Origin of the sequence: Caulobacter sp. (genome assembly GCF_017744445.1) — a bacterium.
Taxonomy (GTDB): Bacteria; Pseudomonadota; Alphaproteobacteria; order Caulobacterales; family Caulobacteraceae; genus Caulobacter.
The window spans coordinates 23,227-37,614 of record NZ_JAGIBH010000007.1; the positions used below are offsets into that span (position 1 = coordinate 23,227).

Here is a 14,388-nt window from a genome sequence, read left to right on the forward strand (position 1 = left end):
AGAATGCCGTGTCAGGTCTCTAACGGGTCTTAACCGTAACCGTGTCGGACAAGCGACATAACGTCGCTATCGGGGGATCTCGGCCGTCTTCACGAGCGCCACTTGCCGATAAACGGCGGCGATCTCGAAATAGCGGCCGAAGGCGGCGTGGAACTGGTCCACGGCCTGCTTCACGCCCGGCCCGCCGATCTCGCTGATGTCGTGCCAGTAGTCGTCCAGCACCATCATGCCGCCCACGCTGAGCAGGCTGGCGCAGAAGCACAGGTCGATCAGCACGGCCAGGGCCGTGTGGCTGCCGTCGACATAGATCAGGTCGAACTGCTCGTTCCGCTCCAGCATCTGGGGCAGGACATAGGTCGAGAAGCCCTTGTGGGTGTCCAGGCTGCGGAAGCCGCACTTGGCCATGTTGCGGCGGAAGCGCGGCTCGACGGCGTGGTACTTCTCTTCCGGGTTCAGGGCCTCGTCGAACCAAGGGTCGATGACGGCGACCGCCAGGCGGCTGGGCAGCAGCCAGTCCATGAAGGCCAAGTTCCGGCCCTCATAGGCGCCGATCTCCATGTAACGGATCGTCTCGCCCTCGGGGCGCTTGGCGGCGAAGTCGCGCAGCAGCGGGGCCACGAACGGGATATTGTTGCTGGCCCAGGTCGAGGTGAACTCGAAGCCGGCGGTTTCCGCATGGGCGTTGAAGGCGTCGACCACGGCCGGGTCGCGCTGGCCGCCCAGCATGGTCTTGGCCAGGTTCGGGGCCAGGCGCGGATTGATCTTGGTCAGCGAGCGCAGCTTGGCGAAGCCCGCACGGTGGGTCACCGCCTCGGCGTCGAAGTGCATGTCGGTCATGACCGGTTCTCCGCAATCGTTCGCGCGGAGCGTAGGGGAAAGGTCTTAAGCGACGATGATCTGGCCGTCGCGGACCTCGACGGGCCAGGGAAACAGCGTCTCGTTGGGGCAGGGACCGGCGACGCAGGCCCCGTCCTCGATCTTGAACAGGGCCGCGTGGCCGGCGCACAGGATCAAGTCGTTCTCGCGGGTCAGGTACCGGCCGGCGAAGCCCGCCAGCGGCCAGCCGGCGTGCGGGCAGCTGTCGACATAGCCGACCACCAGGCTGTCCTTGCGCACCACGAAGCCGGCGAACATCGCGTCGCCCTCGCGATATCGGAAGCCCTTCGAGCCGGGCGAGGGGATCTCGTCCAGGGCGCACAGCACCGTGCCGGCGGCCGGGCGGGCGGGGTTCTCGCGGTCGAGGTTCATGACGCCGGAACCGCGTCGATCCCGACCGGCCACTCGTGGATCTCGACCCGCTCGAACAAGCCCGCCTGCACATAGGGATCGGCCGCCGAGAAGGCCCGCGCGGCGGCGAAGTCGGCGACCTCGACCGCCATCAGCGAGCCGCGCATGACGCCCGCCTCGTCCTTCAGATAGGCCCCGAACCGGTAGTCGGCCCGCGAGCGCACGAAGTCCAGGTGCGCCGGGCGCGTGGCCTGGCGCAGGTCTTCGGTCCCGGGTCGGTCCAGGCAGTGCAGGGCAAACAGCGGCAAGAGGATCAGCCGATCGAGCCGACGCCCACGCGCCAGCCGTCGATCGAGACGCTCTCGAACAGACCGGCCAGGGTGTAGGGATCGTTGTCGACGAAGGCCTGCACGGCGGCGCGGTCCTCGGCCTCGACGATCAGCATCGAACCGATCGGCGAGCCGGCATCGTCCAGCAGCGGGCCGGCGGCCTTCACCACGCCCGCGCCGTTCAGATAGTCGAGGTGGGTCGGGCGGGTCGCCATGCGCGTCTCGAGGGCGCCGGGCTTGTCCTTGCAGTAGACGACGAAGAGGGCCATGCGGTGGTCCTTACCTTAAGCTTCGGATTTGAGGGGGCGCGAGAGCAGGCCCGCGATGGCGGCGTCGACCTTGACCTCGCCGGCCAGGATGGCGGCGACGGCCTCGCAGATCGGCACCTCGACCCCGACCTTGCGGGCCAGGGCGCGGACGGCCGGAGCCGAGGCGACGCCTTCGGCCACCGAGACCTTGCCGGCCAGGGCCTGTTCCAGGGTAAGGCCTTGGCCCAGGGCTAGGCCCACACTCATGTTGCGCGACTGAGGGCTGGAGCAGGTCAGCACCAGGTCGCCCAGGCCGCATAGACCGGCGACCGTCTCGGGCTTGGCCCCGAGGGTGACGGCCAAGCGGGTCAGTTCGGCGAAGCCGCGGGTGATCACCGTGGCGTGGGCGTTGCGGCCCAGGCCCTTGCCCTCGACGATGCCGCAGGCGATGGCCAGGACGTTCTTCACCGCCCCGCCGGCCTCTGCGCCGATCAGGTCATTGGCCGTGTAGGGGCGGAAGGTCGGGATGGCGATGGCCTCGGCGATGGCGCGGCCCAGGGCCTCGTCCTCGCAGGCCAGGGTGACGGCGGCCGGCAGGTTGCGGGCCACTTCGCCAGCGAAGCTGGGACCCGACAGCACGGCGATCGGCGCGCCGGGCAGGCTCTCGGCGGCCACGTCGGTCATCAGCTTCAGCGAACCCTGCTCGACGCCTTTGGAGCACAGCACCACCGGCGCGCTGGCCTTGTGGTGCGGGGCGAAGGCGGTCAGGGCCGCGCGCAGGTGCTGGGCCGGGGCGACCGCCAGGATCAGGTCGCACTCGGACAGATCGGCCAGGTCCGTCACCGCCTTGATGCCGGGCTCCAGCGTGATGCCCGGCAGGAACACCGCGTTCTCGTGTTTTTCGTTGACCGCCGCCACCACCTCGGGCTCGCGGGCCTGCAGCGTGACCTGGAGACCGGCCCGAGCGGCGACCTGGGCCAGGGCGGTGCCCCAGGCTCCGGCGCCGATAACGCCTACATGCTTGAAGGTCATGCCTTGGCTCCCTTGCGTCCGTAGGCGTTGGCGGGGTTGGCCAGCGCCGCGGCCTCGTCCAGCGGCCAGCGCGGGCGGGCGACGGCGTCGAGGTCGTCGCTGATCCCCAGGGCCAGCCGCTCGGCCCCGGCCAGGGCGATCATGGCGGCGTTGTCGGTGCAATAGGCCAGCGGCGGGGCGGCGAAGCTGAAGCCGTTCTTCTCGCAATCGGCCAGCAGCGCCGCGCGCACCGCGCCATTGGCGGCGACGCCGCCGGCGACGACGAAGCGCAGCTCATCCGCGCCGTGCCCTTCTTTGTAGAGCTTCATCGCCCGGTCGACCCGTTCGGACAGCTGGCGAGCTATGGCGAACTGGACGCCGGCGGCGAGATCGCGGCGTTCGTCGTCGGTCGTCAGGGTCTCGGCGATCCGCGCCGCGGCGGTCTTCAGGCCCGAGAACGAGAAGTCGCAGTCCTTGCGGCCCAGCAGGGCGCGCGGGAGGCTGTAGCGGGTCGCGTCGCCGCCGACCGCCAATTTCTCCAGGGCCGGACCGCCCGGGTAGGGCAGGCCCAGGCTCTTGGCGATCTTGTCGAAGGCCTCGCCGGCCGCGTCGTCGATCGTGGTGCCCAGGCGCTTGCAGGCGCCCACGCCCGAGACCTCCAAGAGCTGGCAGTGCCCGCCGGAGACCAAGAGCAGCAGGAACGGATAGGCGATGTCGGCGCCCAGGCGGGCCGAGACGGCGTGGCCTTCCAGGTGGTTCACCGCCACCAGCGGCACGCCGCGGGCCAGCGACACGGCCTTGCCGAACGCCAGGCCGACCATCACGCCGCCCACGAGGCCCGGACCGGCCGTGGCGGCTACGCCGTCCAACTGGTCGAAAGAGACGCCCGAGGCGCGGATGGCCTCGGCGGCGATGGCGTCGATCGCCTCGACATGGGCGCGGGCGGCGATCTCGGGCACCACGCCGCCGAACGGCGCGTGCTGCTCGAACTGGGTGCCGATGATCGAGGACAGCACCGTGACCGTCCCGTCCGCCTCACGGCGCACGACCGAGGCCGCGGTCTCGTCGCAGCTGGTCTCCAGGCCGAGGATGGTGAGCGCCGAGGGCTTAAGGGTGGTCATTTCTTGCGGGCTTCCCGCCGCTCCTGTAGCAGCGAAGATGAAATCTCGTCTCCGCAGGTAACGTTCCGACCGTGTCCCGGCAACCTCCCATCCGCATCGGCGCGCGCGGCTCCAAGCTCTCCCTGGCCCAGTCGGGGCTGATGCAGGCGCGGATCGCGCACGCGCTGGGCGTGCCGCAGGGCGCCTCGAAGGAAGAGATCGAGGCCGCCGCCCCGCTGATCCCGATCGTCACCAGCGGCGACCGCATCCAGGACCGCCGCCTGATGGAGATCGGCGGCAAGGGCCTCTTCACCAAGGAGATCGAGGAAGCCCTGCTGGATGGCCGCATCGATTGCGCCGTCCACTCGCTGAAGGACATGCCGGCTGAACTGCCGCCGGGCCTGATCCTGGCCGCGACGCCGGAACGCGAAGATCCCCGCGACGCCTTCATCAGCCATGTCGCCGAGCGGCTGGAGGACCTGCCCAAGGGCGCGCGCCTGGGCACCGCCAGCTTGCGCCGCCAGGCCCAGGCCCTGCACGTGCGGCCGGATCTCGAGATCGTCATGCTGCGGGGCAATGTCGACACCCGCCTGGCCAAGCTGGAGCGCGGCGAGGCCGACGCCATCCTGCTGGCCCAGTCGGGCCTGAACCGCCTGGGCCTGGGTCACATCACCCGCAGCTGGCTAGACCCTGACGCCGCCCCGCCCGCGCCGGGCCAGGGCGCCCTGGTCATCGAGACTCGCCTGGAAGACGCCCACGCACCGTGGCTCCAGGCCGTCAGCTGCCGCCAGACCACGATCGCCGTCGCCGCCGAGCGTGGGGCGCTCTACGCCCTGGAAGGTTCGTGCCGCACCGCCATCGGCGCTCGTGCGGTGCTGGACGGGACGCGCCTGACCATGATCGTCGAGGCCTTGACGCCGGACGGCGCCCAACGCTTCCGCCGCCACGGCGAGACGACCCTGTCGGGCGCGAACGACATCGACGAGGCCCGCGAGCTGGGCCTGAAGCTCGGCGCCGAGATCCGTATCGAAGGCGGCGACGCCATCCTGTTGCCGGAATAGGCGATGGAAACGGGCGCGCCGGTCTGGATCACCCGCGCTCGTCCCGGCGCCCTGGCCACGGCCGAGCGCGTGCGGGCCCTGGGTTTTGAAGCCATCGTCGATCCGCTGCTGGTCGTCGAGACTTTGGACGCCCAGATCGACCTCTCCCACATCGCCGCCCTGGCCTTCACCAGCGCCAACGGCGTCGAGGCTTTCGCGCGACTGTCGGACGAACGCGGCCTGCCGGTCTTCGCGGTCGGCCGAGCCACCGCGCGGGCGGCGGAAGGGCAGGGGTTCGTGTCTGTCTCCAGCGCCGACGGGGATGTCGAGGACCTGTGCGACCTGGTCGCCGCCGGGGCCGCTGGACCGGTGCTGTGGGCCGGCGCCAAGGAGCCCGCTGGCGACCTCGTCGGCATGCTGCGCGGCTGTGGGGTGATGGCGAAGGGCGTGGCTGTCTACGAGACGCTGGAGCGCGCCCCGTCCGACGAGACCCTGGCGCGGCTGGATGCTCCGCTCACGGCGCTTGTCCACTCGCCGCGCGGGGCGCGGATCCTGGCCAAGGTCCTGAGCGAAAAGCCCACGCCGCATCTGCGTGCGCTGTGCCTTTCCGAGGCCGTCGCCCAGCCCCTGCGGGATCTCGTCGAACCGGGGTCTGTGACCTTCGCGCCGCGTCCGGACGAAACCGCGCTGCTGGACCTGCTTACAGCTTAAGCGCGACGTTGCGCGGCGCGGCCGTGTGGGGCACCAATGGACGCCATGAACGCCGCTCCCGATCCCGCTGAAATCGTCGCGCCCAGCGATCCGGCGCTCTATGCCCGCCGACGGGTGATGGGACCGGGCGTGTGGCTGTGGCTGGCGCTGTGCGTGCTGTGCATCGCCCTGGGCGCCGGCGTCGCCCACTACGGCCCGAGCCTGTTCAAGTCCAAGGACAAGCCGGCCGACGGCGCGGTCTTGGCCGCGCCCAGCGCGCGTCCGGTCGCTGATCGTGTCGCTTCCGGCTCGGCCCTGCCGGTCGAGAATGGCGACACGGCCGTCGCCCCGCCCGCCGCCGATGTCGAGCGCCTGGACGGCCGAATCACCGCGCTGGAAAGCGGTCAGAAGAGCGTCACCGACGCCGCTGTCGCCGCCCTGGCCGTTTCGGCCCTGGCCGAGGCCGCCGAGACCTCGCGCCCGTTCGGCCAGGAACTGGCCGGCCTGCAGCGCGTGCTGTCGCCGTCGCCCGACCTGCGCGCCCTGGAGAGTCTGTCCGAGCGCGGGGCTCCGACCCGCGCGGGCCTGGCTATCCAGTTCGGCAACCTGGCCGGCCGCGCCGCCAGCGCCGCCCGTAATCCCGGCCCGGACGCCGACCTTTTCTCGCGGATCCGCTACGCGCTTGCCAGCATCGTCTCGATCCGCCATGTCGGCTCGACCAAGGGCGCGACGCCCGACGCCATGCTGGCCCGCGCCCAGGCCCTGTTGGATGACGGCGACATCGAGGGCGCGGTCCAGGCGCTGGACGCCTTGCCGGATCCGGCCCGTGAGGTGCTGGCCCCGTGGTTCAACGCCGCCGGCCGCCGCATCGAGATCGACCGTCACGTCGCCGCCATACGCGCCGACGCCCTGGCTGGCCTGTCGCGCGTCTCGCGGACGGCGCCATGACACGCGTCGCCTTCGCCCTCTTCCTGGTCGCCGCCGTCGCGGTCGGGGTCCTGGCCCTGACCGGCGAGCCTGGCCGCGCCATGCTGGACTGGATGGGCTGGCGCATCGAAATGACCGCCGCCACCGCGGCTCTGCTGACCCTGTTTTCGGCCCTGCTGTTCACCCTGCTGTGGCGCGGGATTATTTGGATCGTCGAGGCCCCCCGCCGCGCCGCCCGCGCCCGCGCCGAGGCCAAGCGCAAGCAGGCGATCGAGGCCCTGTCGCGCGGTTTCCTGGCCGTTGCGGCTGGTGATGGCTCAGAAGCCCGCCGCCTGGCCCAGAAGTCTGCCGAACTGGCCGAGGACGCCCCGGCCCTGGTTCGCGTGCTGGCCGCCCAGGCCGCCGAGGCCGCCGGCGATCGTGGCGCGGCCAAGAGCGCCTACAACGCCATGCTGGGCTTTCCCGAGATGCGCCTGGCCGGCCTGCGCGGCCTGATGCAAGCCGCCCAAGCCGAAGGCGACAAGGCGACCGCCGTCCGTCATGCCGAGACCGCCTACGGCCTGGCCCGTACCGCCCGCTGGGCCTGGCGCGCCTTGCTGGAAGCGCGTCTGGAAGCCGGCGACTGGGCCGCGGCGCTGGACCTGGTTCAAGGCGCCCTGGAGCGCAAGATCGTCTCACCGGCCGTGGCCGAGCGCAGCCGCGCGGCGCTGCTGGCCGCTTCGGCGGCGAGTCTCGAAGAGTCCCACGATCCGAAGGCCCGCGCCCAGGCGCTGGACTTCGCGACCCAATCAGTGAAGCTCAAGCCCGACTTCGCGCCGGGCGTCGTCATGGCCGCCCGCCTGCTGGCCGACGACGGCAAGGTCGCCAAGGCCGGCCAGCTGATCGAGGCCGCCTGGAAGGCCGAGCCGCACCCGGCCCTGTGGCTGGCCTATCGCGACCTGAAGACCAACGAGCTGCCCAAGGCCCGCGCCCAGCGCCTGGCCGCCCTGGCCGCCATGAAGCCCGAGGCCCGCGAGAGCCGCATGCTGCGGGTCGAGAGCGCCCTGATCGGCGGCGACCCCATCGCCGCCCGCGCTGCCGCCCGCCTGCTGGACCAGGAAGCCCCGACCGCCCGCTTCGCCGGCCTGATGGCCCGTGTCGCCGCCGCCAACAGCGACGCCGACGAGGCCCGCGCCTGGATCGCCCGCGGCGTCGAGGCCCCGCAGGAGCCCGACTGGTCGGACCTGGACCCCGAAGGCCGCGCCTTCGCCTACCAGCGTGAGGACTGGGCCCGCCTGGCGTCCAGCTATGCCGAGACCGGCCAGCTGATCCATCCGCGCCACGAGCGGCGCGAGCGGACGATGAACGACCTGCCCGAGATCCCCTCGGCCTATTCGGACTACGCCGAATCGACGCCATTCATGCGCGCGGCCGAGACCGGCGGACCCATGATCCCCATTCCGGACGACCCTGGAATCTTCGACGCACCGCCGATTTCCGAGCCTCCGGAAGGCGGTCCGGCGCCAAGACGCAATTCTGGTGCAAGACGACGCTTGGCAAGTGGCTCGCGTACCGCTAAGTAGGCGCTCCTCGCGGTCGGACCCCGGTCCGAAGCGACGTGGGCCGCTTTAGCTCAGCTGGTAGAGCACATCATTCGTAATGATGGGGTCAGGTGTTCGAGTCACCTAAGCGGCACCACTTTCTTCTCCTCCTTTCGAAATCCGGAACTCTCGACGCGACGGCTCCGTTCGTCTGTCGAAGGAGTTTCCCATGGCCAAGTCCGTCGACAACGACACCGCCCTCGAAGAGGTGATGACCTTCCTCGATTCGCCGCCCGAGCAGGGTTCGGCCGATGACGAGCGGTTCGGGGAGCGGTTGCGGCAGGTGATCGCCGCGTCGATCCCGCTCGACGAGGGTGAGGACCCGGAGGATGCGCCGACCTTGCAGTTGGACGACGCGTTCCGCAGCCGGCTGGAGAAGGTGGCTCGCGATCGGGGCGGCAGTTACTTCGGCGACCATCCGGACGGCATCGGCCCCACGCTGGGCATGGACGTGAGCAAGAGCTAGTCGTCCCAGCCCTTGCGTTTCTTCTTCTTGCCCAGGGCGAAGATGCCCGGATAGGGGCCCTTGCCGGTGCGGTAGAGGCACCAGTCGTCGTCCTTGGCGCAGTCGCCGTCGAAGGCGGCTTTCTTGTCCGGATCGATGGCCGCGTACATCGGGGCGGTGCGCGAGCGCTGGCCGTCGGCCTCGGCGCAAGCGGCTTTCTGGTCCCGGTTCAGGGCGACGGTCTTCTCGTGTCGGCAACCGAGGCTTTCGCGCAGGCTGTCGCGGGTCTGGTCGCTCTGCTCGACCAGCTTGCGGGCCGTGAAGCCGGGCGGGGCGACGATGGCCGGCGGGCCTGAGGGTCTGGCAGCCACGGGCGGCGCCGGGATAGCGGCAAGCGGTGGCGGAGCGGCGCTGGGGCGAACAGGCGCCGGCGTCGTGGGAGCGGCCTTTGGCGTTTCCGCTCGCGGCGAGGGCGCATCGAGCAGTTCGGCTTCGATAATCGGAGGCTCGACCAGCTGGGGCATCCAGTGCGCGCCGGAGACCAGGGCCAGCAGCACCAGCGCATGGGTCGCCAGGATCAGCGCCAGGATCGCCAGATCCCGCCGATGGGGCCGTCGCCACGAATCGTTGGCGATCGCCATGCCCAATGTCGCTACTCCGTCACGCCGGAGAGGTCGGTACGCGCGGGGTGCGGTGCAAGCACGGCCGTTTCGGACAAGAAAAAGGCCCGGTGTTTCCACCGGGCCTTCTCTTTGGTCAGCGGTCAGGGGCTGGCTTTACGCCGCCGCCTTCGCCTTGACGCCGAAGCGGCCATAGAAGGTCTCGCCCTTTTCGGCCATCTCGCGCAGCAGGGCCGGCGGGGCGAAGCGTTTGCCGTACTGCTGGGCCAGGCGATCGCAGGTCTCGACGAAGGCCTTGGCGCCGACGCCGTCGATCAGGCTGATCGGGCCGCCGGTCCAGGGCGCGAAGCCCCAGCCCAGGATGGCGCCGACATCGGCTTCACGCGGATCGGTGATGACGCCTTCCTCGAAGCAGCGGGCGGCTTCGACGGCCTGGCGGTACAGCAGGCGGGTGCGGATCTCCTGGATCAGCGTCTGGTCGGCTTCCGTGGTCGTCACCGGCATCAGGTCGGCGAGACCCTTCCAGATCGTCTTCTGGCCGTTCTCCGGATAATCGTAGAAGCCCTTGCCGTTCTTGCGGCCCAGGCGGCCCAGCTCGACGACCATCTTCTCCAGGACGGGGGCGAACGGACGCTCTTCGTACTTGTCGCCGAGGTCCTTCTTGGTCTGCTCGCCGATCTTGTAGGAGAGGTCCAGAGCGACGTCGTCGTTCATCTCCAGCGGGCCGCGCGGCATGCCCGTGGCGCGGCCGACATTGTCGATGATGGCGGGCGCGATGCCCTCGGCCATCATCTCCAGGCCTTCCTGCACGAAGGTGCCGAAGCAGCGGCTGGTGTAGAAACCACGGCTGTCGTTGACGACGATCGGGGTCTTCTTGATCTTCAGGACATAGTCGATCGACTTGGCCAGGGCTTCCTGGCTGGTCTCCTCGCCCATGATGATCTCGACCAGGCCCATCTTGTCGACCGGCGAGAAGAAGTGGATGCCGATGAAGTTCTTCGGATGCACGGACGCCTTGGCCAGGCCGGTGATCGGCAGGGTCGAGGTGTTGGAGCCGAAGATGGCGTCCTCGGCCAGCTGGGCTTCGGCGAGCTTGGTGACGCCGGCCTTCACTTCGCGGTTCTCGAACACGGCCTCGATGACGAGGTCGCTGCCCTTGACCTGATCGTAGTCGGCGGTCGGGTGGATCAGGGCCAGGATGGCCTCGCCCTTCTCGGCCGTCAGCTTGCCGCGCGAGACGGCCTTCTTGACCAGGCCTTCGGCATAGCCCTTGCCCTTGTCGGCGGCTTCCTGGCTTTGGTCGATCAGGACGGTCTCGATGCCGGCCATGGCTTGGACGTAGGCGATGCCCGCGCCCATCATGCCGGCGCCCAGCACGGCGACCTTCTTGGCTTCCGACGGCGGCACGTTGGCCGGACGGCCCGAGCCCTTGCCCAGCTCTTGGAGGCTGAGGAACAGGGTGCGGATCATGCCCTTGGCCTGCGGCGACATCATCGTCTTCAGGAAGTAGCGGGTCTCGATGCGGATGGCCGCGTCGAACGGCACCTGCGTGCCTTCATAGACCGCCTTCAGGATGTTCAGCTGGGCGGGATAGTTGCCGTAGGTCTGCTTGCGCAGCATGGCGTTGCCCATGATGAAGACCTGGCTGCCGGTCGGGGTGTAGGGACCGCCGCCCGGGAGCTTGAACTCCTTCTTGTCCCAAGGCGCGACCGGGTCGCCCTTGGTCTTGACCCAGGTCTTGGCGGCCTCGACCTCGGTCCCGGCCGGGACGACCTCGTGCACGACCTTGTTGGCCAGGGCCTCGGCCGGCTTCATCGACTTGCCTTCCAGCAGGTACGGCGCGGCGGCCATCACGCCCATCAGGCGCGGCAGGCGTTGCGTGCCGCCGGCGCCCGGCAGCAGGCCGACCTTGGCTTCCGGCAAAGCGAGCTGGATCTTCGGATTGTCGGCAACCACGCGGTAGTGGCAGGCCAGGGTGATCTCCAGGCCGCCGCCCATGGCCAGGCCATTGATGGCCGCGGCCACCGGCTTGCCGCAAGTTTCCAGGGCGCGGAACGCCTTGTTGAGCGCGAAGCCGGCTTCGAAGGCAGCCTTCAGACCTTCTTCGCCCGGCTTGCCGCCGCCCAGACCGCCCGAGCCACCCAGTTCACCCAGGTCGGCGCCGGCGCAGAAGCCGGTCGTCTTGCCCGAGGTGATGACCGCGCCCTTGATGGCTTCGTCGGTCTTGATGCGTTCGACGACGTCGCCGATTTCCTTGATGACCGAAGCGGTCAGGGTGTTCATCGAGCGGCCGGGCACGTCGAAGGTGACCAGGGCCACGCCGTCGGAATCGACCTCGATCTTGAAGTTTTCCATAGGAGTCAGGTCCTTAAGTCTTAGACGCGTTCGATGACGGTGGCGGTGCCCATGCCGGCGCCGACGCACAGGGTGATCAGGGCGGTTTCCTTGTCCGAGCGCTCCAGCTCGTCCAGGACCGTGCCCAGGATCATCGCGCCGGTGGCGCCCAGCGGGTGGCCCATGGCGATGGCGCCGCCGTTCACGTTCATCTTCTCGTGCGGGATATCCAGGGCCTGCATCATGCGCAGTACGACCGAGGCGAAGGCTTCGTTCAGCTCGTAGAGGTCGATGTCGTTGACCTCCATGCCCAGCTTCTTGAGCAGCTTCTCGGTGACCAGCGACGGGCCGGTCAGCATGATCGAGGGTTCCGAGCCGATCGAGGCCGCGCCCTTGATGCGGGCGCGAGCCTTCAGGCCCAGGGCCTCGCCCATTTCCTTGGTGCCGATCAGGACGCCGGCGGCGCCGTCGACGATGCCCGAGCTGTTGCCGGCGTGGTGGACGTGGTTGACCTTCTCGACCTGCGGATAACGCTGCTGCACCACCGCGTCGAAGGCCATCTCGCCCATGCCCGTGAACGACGGGTTCAGCGAGGCCAGGGTCTGCATGGTGGTCGAGCCGCGGACGGTCTCGTCATGGTCCAGGATGGTGATGCCCAGCTGGTCCTTCACACCCACGACCGACTTCTTGAAGCGGCCATCGGCCCAGGCGGCGGCAGCGCGCTTCTGGCTCTCGACGGCATAGGCGTCGACGTCGTCGCGGCTGAAGCCGTACAGGGTGGCGATCAGGTCGGCCGAGACGCCTTGCGGGGCGAAATAGGTCTTGAAGGCCGAGGACGGGTCGGTCGGCCAGGCGCCGCCGTCGCTGCCCATGGGCACGCGGCTCATGCTCTCGACGCCGCCGCCGATGGCCAGCTGGGCTTCACCCGAAGCGACCTTGGCCACGGCCATGTTCACGGCTTCCAGGCCCGAGGCGCAGAAGCGGTTGATCTGCACGCCGGCGACGCTCTCGGCGTAGTCGGCGGTCAGGACGGCGGTGCGGGCGATGTCGCTGCCTTGTTCGCCGACGGGCGCGACGCAGCCCAGGACGACGTCGTCGACCTTGGAGGTGTCCAGGTTGTTGCGGTCGCGGATGGCTTCCAGGACCTGGCTGGCCAGCGACAGGGCGGTGATCTCGTGCAGAGATCCGTCCTTCTTGCCCTTGCCGCGCGGGGTGCGCACGGCGTCGAAGATGTAAGCGTCAGCCATGGAATGGCTCCTTCCTGCGAAGCGATGTTCGTGTCGTTGAAAGCGGGCTGTGGGCCCGGCCTATTGTTTCCAGTTGCCGATCGGATAGGTCCCGATGGGCTCGCACTTGAGGCCGCTGGCGGCGGCCTTGGCGCGGTAGTAGACGCGCTTGCCGAAGGTCGGCGGCGGCAGCGAGCAGGCGGTGAAGCCCGAGGTCGTGACCTCCAGCTTCCACTCGGCGATCTTGGAGCGCAGCAGGGTCTGGCAGATGTCCTTGCCGGCCGGCGTCAGGGGCAGCTTGAACGCGCCCGGCAGGGGCCGCTTGCCGACCAGTTCGCCGGAATAGGTGAGGGGGCGAGGCCCCTGAACGGCGCGCACGCAGACGACGGCCGAGCGGTCTTCCGCGGCGGCGGGGCCGGCCAGCAGCGCGATCAGAGAAAGTACGATCACAGCGTCCTCGCGATCAGGAGTTTCATGATCTCGTTGGTGCCGCCGTAGATGCGCTGGATGCGGCTGTCCTTGTACATGCGCGCGATCGGGTACTCGTTCATGAAGCCATAGCCGCCGAACAGTTGCAGGCAGCGGTCGACGATCTTGTTCTCCAGGTCGCTGACCCAGTACTTGGCCATCGAGGCCGTGGCGGCGTCGAGCTTGCCCTCCAGGTGCTGGCCGATGCAGTGGTTGACGAAGACCTTGGCGACGGTCGCCTCGGTCTTGCATTCGGCCAGGACGAACTGGGTGTTCTGGAAGTCGATGATCGCCTTGCCGAAGGCCTGGCGCTGCTTGACGTAGTCGATGGTCAGCTCCAGGGCGCGCTCGATCGTCGCCATGCCCTGCACGGCGATGTTCAGCCGCTCCTGCGGCAGCTGACCCATCAGCTGGAAGAAGCCCTGGCCCTCGTCGGTCCCGAGCAGGTTCTCGGTCGGCACCTTCACGTCGTTGAAGAAGAGCTCAGAGGTGTCTTGGGCCTCGTGGCCCAGCTTGTCGAGGTTGCGGCCGCGCTCGAAGCCTTCGGTTCCGTCGGTCTCGACGATCATCAACGAGGTGCCGCGAGCGCCTCCGGTCGGGTCGGTCTTGGCGACGACGATGATCAGATTGGCCGTCTGGCCATTGGTGATGAAGGTCTTGGAGCCGTTGATGACGTAGCCGTTGCCGGACTTCTTGGCGGTGGTCTTGATGCCTTGCAGGTCGGAGCCGGCGCCCGGCTCGGTCATGGCGATGGCGCCGACCAGTTCGCCGGTGGCCAGGCGCGGCAGCCAGCGCTGCTTCTGCTCTTCCGTGCCGTAGTGGAAGATGTACGGCATGACGATGGCGTTGTGCAGGCTGGCGCCGAAGCCGTCGACGCCCTTCAGGCCCAGCTGTTCCATCAGCACGACCTCGTGCCGATAGTCGCCGCCGGCCCCGCCGTATTGGTCGGGCGTGGAGAGGCCCAGCAAGCCGGCCTCCCCCGCCTTGGTCCACATGTCGCGATCGACGCAGTGGTTCTTGCGCCATTTCGCGACCGTCGCCTCAGGCGCGTGCTCATCGAAGAACTTGCCCACCGCGTCCTCGAAGATCGCGATGTCCTCTTCGGCCATGAAGGCGGGTTTTTCGACGTTGAGCACGCTCATG

The 14,388-nt window shown here is 69.2% G+C and carries 16 protein-coding genes and 1 tRNA gene; 6 read left to right on the forward strand and 11 right to left on the reverse strand.

What is annotated here, in order from left to right; genetic code table 11:
- Positions 1-66 precede the first annotated feature (66 nt).
- The 6 genes from J7528_RS12060 to tsaD are packed head-to-tail and all read right to left on the reverse strand — an operon-like array spanning position 67 to position 3,936.
- Positions 67-837 (reverse strand): class I SAM-dependent methyltransferase, encoded by a 771-nt coding sequence (locus tag J7528_RS12060; RefSeq protein WP_291874493.1) that lies wholly within the window; start codon positions 835-837, stop codon positions 67-69.
- A 45-nt stretch (positions 838-882) separates the two neighbouring features.
- A complete protein-coding gene (locus J7528_RS12065) occupies positions 883-1,248 on the reverse strand; it encodes a Rieske (2Fe-2S) protein (RefSeq protein WP_291874495.1) in 366 nt (121 codons plus the stop codon).
- Positions 1,245-1,535 carry a YciI family protein gene (locus J7528_RS12070; RefSeq protein WP_291874497.1) on the reverse strand — a complete coding sequence of 97 codons (291 nt, stop codon included), beginning with the start codon at positions 1,533-1,535 and terminating at the stop codon, positions 1,245-1,247. Before J7528_RS12070 ends, J7528_RS12065 begins: the two co-directional genes overlap by 4 nt.
- A gap of 5 nt (positions 1,536-1,540) precedes the next feature.
- On the reverse strand, positions 1,541-1,825 hold the full coding sequence (locus J7528_RS12075) for a YciI family protein (protein WP_291874499.1): 285 nt from the start codon (positions 1,823-1,825) through the stop codon (positions 1,541-1,543).
- A gap of 15 nt (positions 1,826-1,840) precedes the next feature.
- Entirely contained in the window at positions 1,841-2,836 is a 996-nt protein-coding gene (locus J7528_RS12080; RefSeq protein ID WP_291874501.1) for an NAD(P)H-dependent glycerol-3-phosphate dehydrogenase, read from the reverse strand.
- On the reverse strand, positions 2,833-3,936 hold the full coding sequence (gene tsaD, locus J7528_RS12085) for a tRNA (adenosine(37)-N6)-threonylcarbamoyltransferase complex transferase subunit TsaD (RefSeq protein WP_291874503.1): 1,104 nt from the start codon (positions 3,934-3,936) through the stop codon (positions 2,833-2,835). The genes J7528_RS12080 and tsaD overlap by 4 nt, the downstream gene beginning before the upstream one ends.
- 71 nt (positions 3,937-4,007) lie before the next feature.
- Here tsaD and hemC point away from each other — a divergent pair, with 71 nt between their 5' ends.
- From hemC to J7528_RS12115, 6 genes are all read left to right on the forward strand, one after another.
- Positions 4,008-4,976 (forward strand): hydroxymethylbilane synthase, encoded by a 969-nt coding sequence (gene hemC, locus J7528_RS12090; protein ID WP_291874505.1) that lies wholly within the window; start codon positions 4,008-4,010, stop codon positions 4,974-4,976.
- Between the two features lie 3 nt (positions 4,977-4,979).
- A complete protein-coding gene (locus tag J7528_RS12095) occupies positions 4,980-5,666 on the forward strand; it encodes a uroporphyrinogen-III synthase (RefSeq protein ID WP_291874508.1) in 687 nt (228 codons plus the stop codon).
- A 45-nt stretch (positions 5,667-5,711) separates the two neighbouring features.
- Positions 5,712-6,593 carry a mitofilin family membrane protein gene (locus tag J7528_RS12100; RefSeq protein ID WP_291874914.1) on the forward strand — a complete coding sequence of 294 codons (882 nt, stop codon included), beginning with the start codon at positions 5,712-5,714 and terminating at the stop codon, positions 6,591-6,593.
- Positions 6,590-8,134, forward strand: a complete 1,545-nt coding sequence (locus tag J7528_RS12105; RefSeq protein ID WP_291874511.1) for a heme biosynthesis HemY N-terminal domain-containing protein — start codon at positions 6,590-6,592, stop codon at positions 8,132-8,134. The genes J7528_RS12100 and J7528_RS12105 overlap by 4 nt, the downstream gene beginning before the upstream one ends.
- A 39-nt stretch (positions 8,135-8,173) precedes the next feature.
- Positions 8,174-8,249, forward strand: a tRNA-Thr gene (locus tag J7528_RS12110).
- Between the two features lie 72 nt (positions 8,250-8,321).
- Positions 8,322-8,618 carry a hypothetical protein gene (locus tag J7528_RS12115; RefSeq protein ID WP_291874513.1) on the forward strand — a complete coding sequence of 99 codons (297 nt, stop codon included), beginning with the start codon at positions 8,322-8,324 and terminating at the stop codon, positions 8,616-8,618.
- Here the strand turns inward: J7528_RS12115 and J7528_RS12120 are convergent.
- The 5 genes from J7528_RS12120 to J7528_RS12140 all read right to left on the reverse strand — a co-directional run bounded on the left by J7528_RS12120 (position 8,615) and on the right by J7528_RS12140 (position 14,387).
- Entirely contained in the window at positions 8,615-9,238 is a 624-nt protein-coding gene (locus tag J7528_RS12120; RefSeq protein WP_291874515.1) for a hypothetical protein, read from the reverse strand. The genes J7528_RS12115 and J7528_RS12120 overlap by 4 nt on opposite strands.
- 135 nt (positions 9,239-9,373) lie before the next feature.
- Positions 9,374-11,572 (reverse strand): 3-hydroxyacyl-CoA dehydrogenase NAD-binding domain-containing protein, encoded by a 2,199-nt coding sequence (locus tag J7528_RS12125; RefSeq protein WP_291874518.1) that lies wholly within the window; start codon positions 11,570-11,572, stop codon positions 9,374-9,376.
- A 20-nt stretch (positions 11,573-11,592) separates the two neighbouring features.
- Positions 11,593-12,798 (reverse strand): acetyl-CoA C-acetyltransferase, encoded by a 1,206-nt coding sequence (locus J7528_RS12130; protein WP_291874521.1) that lies wholly within the window; start codon positions 12,796-12,798, stop codon positions 11,593-11,595.
- Between the two features lie 60 nt (positions 12,799-12,858).
- The gene (locus J7528_RS12135) at positions 12,859-13,227 is read right to left on the reverse strand and encodes a hypothetical protein (RefSeq protein WP_291874524.1); all 369 of its coding nucleotides are present in this window, start codon (positions 13,225-13,227) and stop codon (positions 12,859-12,861) included.
- Entirely contained in the window at positions 13,224-14,387 is a 1,164-nt protein-coding gene (locus J7528_RS12140) for an acyl-CoA dehydrogenase family protein (RefSeq protein ID WP_291874527.1), read from the reverse strand. The genes J7528_RS12135 and J7528_RS12140 overlap by 4 nt, the downstream gene beginning before the upstream one ends.
- Position 14,388 lies beyond the last annotated feature (1 nt).

Coding starts and splice junctions, on each gene's coding strand:
- J7528_RS12060 (WP_291874493.1), bottom strand. CDS start 837: ATGACCGACATGCACTTCGACGCCGAGGCGGTGACCCACCGTGCGGGC.
- J7528_RS12065 (WP_291874495.1), bottom strand. CDS start 1,248: ATGAACCTCGACCGCGAGAACCCCGCCCGCCCGGCCGCCGGCACGGTG.
- J7528_RS12075 (WP_291874499.1), bottom strand. CDS start 1,825: ATGGCCCTCTTCGTCGTCTACTGCAAGGACAAGCCCGGCGCCCTCGAG.
- J7528_RS12080 (WP_291874501.1), bottom strand. CDS start 2,836: ATGACCTTCAAGCATGTAGGCGTTATCGGCGCCGGAGCCTGGGGCACC.
- tsaD (WP_291874503.1), bottom strand. CDS start 3,936: ATGACCACCCTTAAGCCCTCGGCGCTCACCATCCTCGGCCTGGAGACC.
- J7528_RS12095 (WP_291874508.1), top strand. CDS start 4,980: ATGGAAACGGGCGCGCCGGTCTGGATCACCCGCGCTCGTCCCGGCGCC.
- J7528_RS12100 (WP_291874914.1), top strand. CDS start 5,712: ATGAACGCCGCTCCCGATCCCGCTGAAATCGTCGCGCCCAGCGATCCG.
- J7528_RS12105 (WP_291874511.1), top strand. CDS start 6,590: ATGACACGCGTCGCCTTCGCCCTCTTCCTGGTCGCCGCCGTCGCGGTC.
- J7528_RS12115 (WP_291874513.1), top strand. CDS start 8,322: ATGGCCAAGTCCGTCGACAACGACACCGCCCTCGAAGAGGTGATGACC.
- J7528_RS12120 (WP_291874515.1), bottom strand. CDS start 9,238: ATGGCGATCGCCAACGATTCGTGGCGACGGCCCCATCGGCGGGATCTG.
- J7528_RS12125 (WP_291874518.1), bottom strand. CDS start 11,572: ATGGAAAACTTCAAGATCGAGGTCGATTCCGACGGCGTGGCCCTGGTC.
- J7528_RS12130 (WP_291874521.1), bottom strand. CDS start 12,798: ATGGCTGACGCTTACATCTTCGACGCCGTGCGCACCCCGCGCGGCAAG.
- J7528_RS12140 (WP_291874527.1), bottom strand. CDS start 14,387: ATGAGCGTGCTCAACGTCGAAAAACCCGCCTTCATGGCCGAAGAGGAC.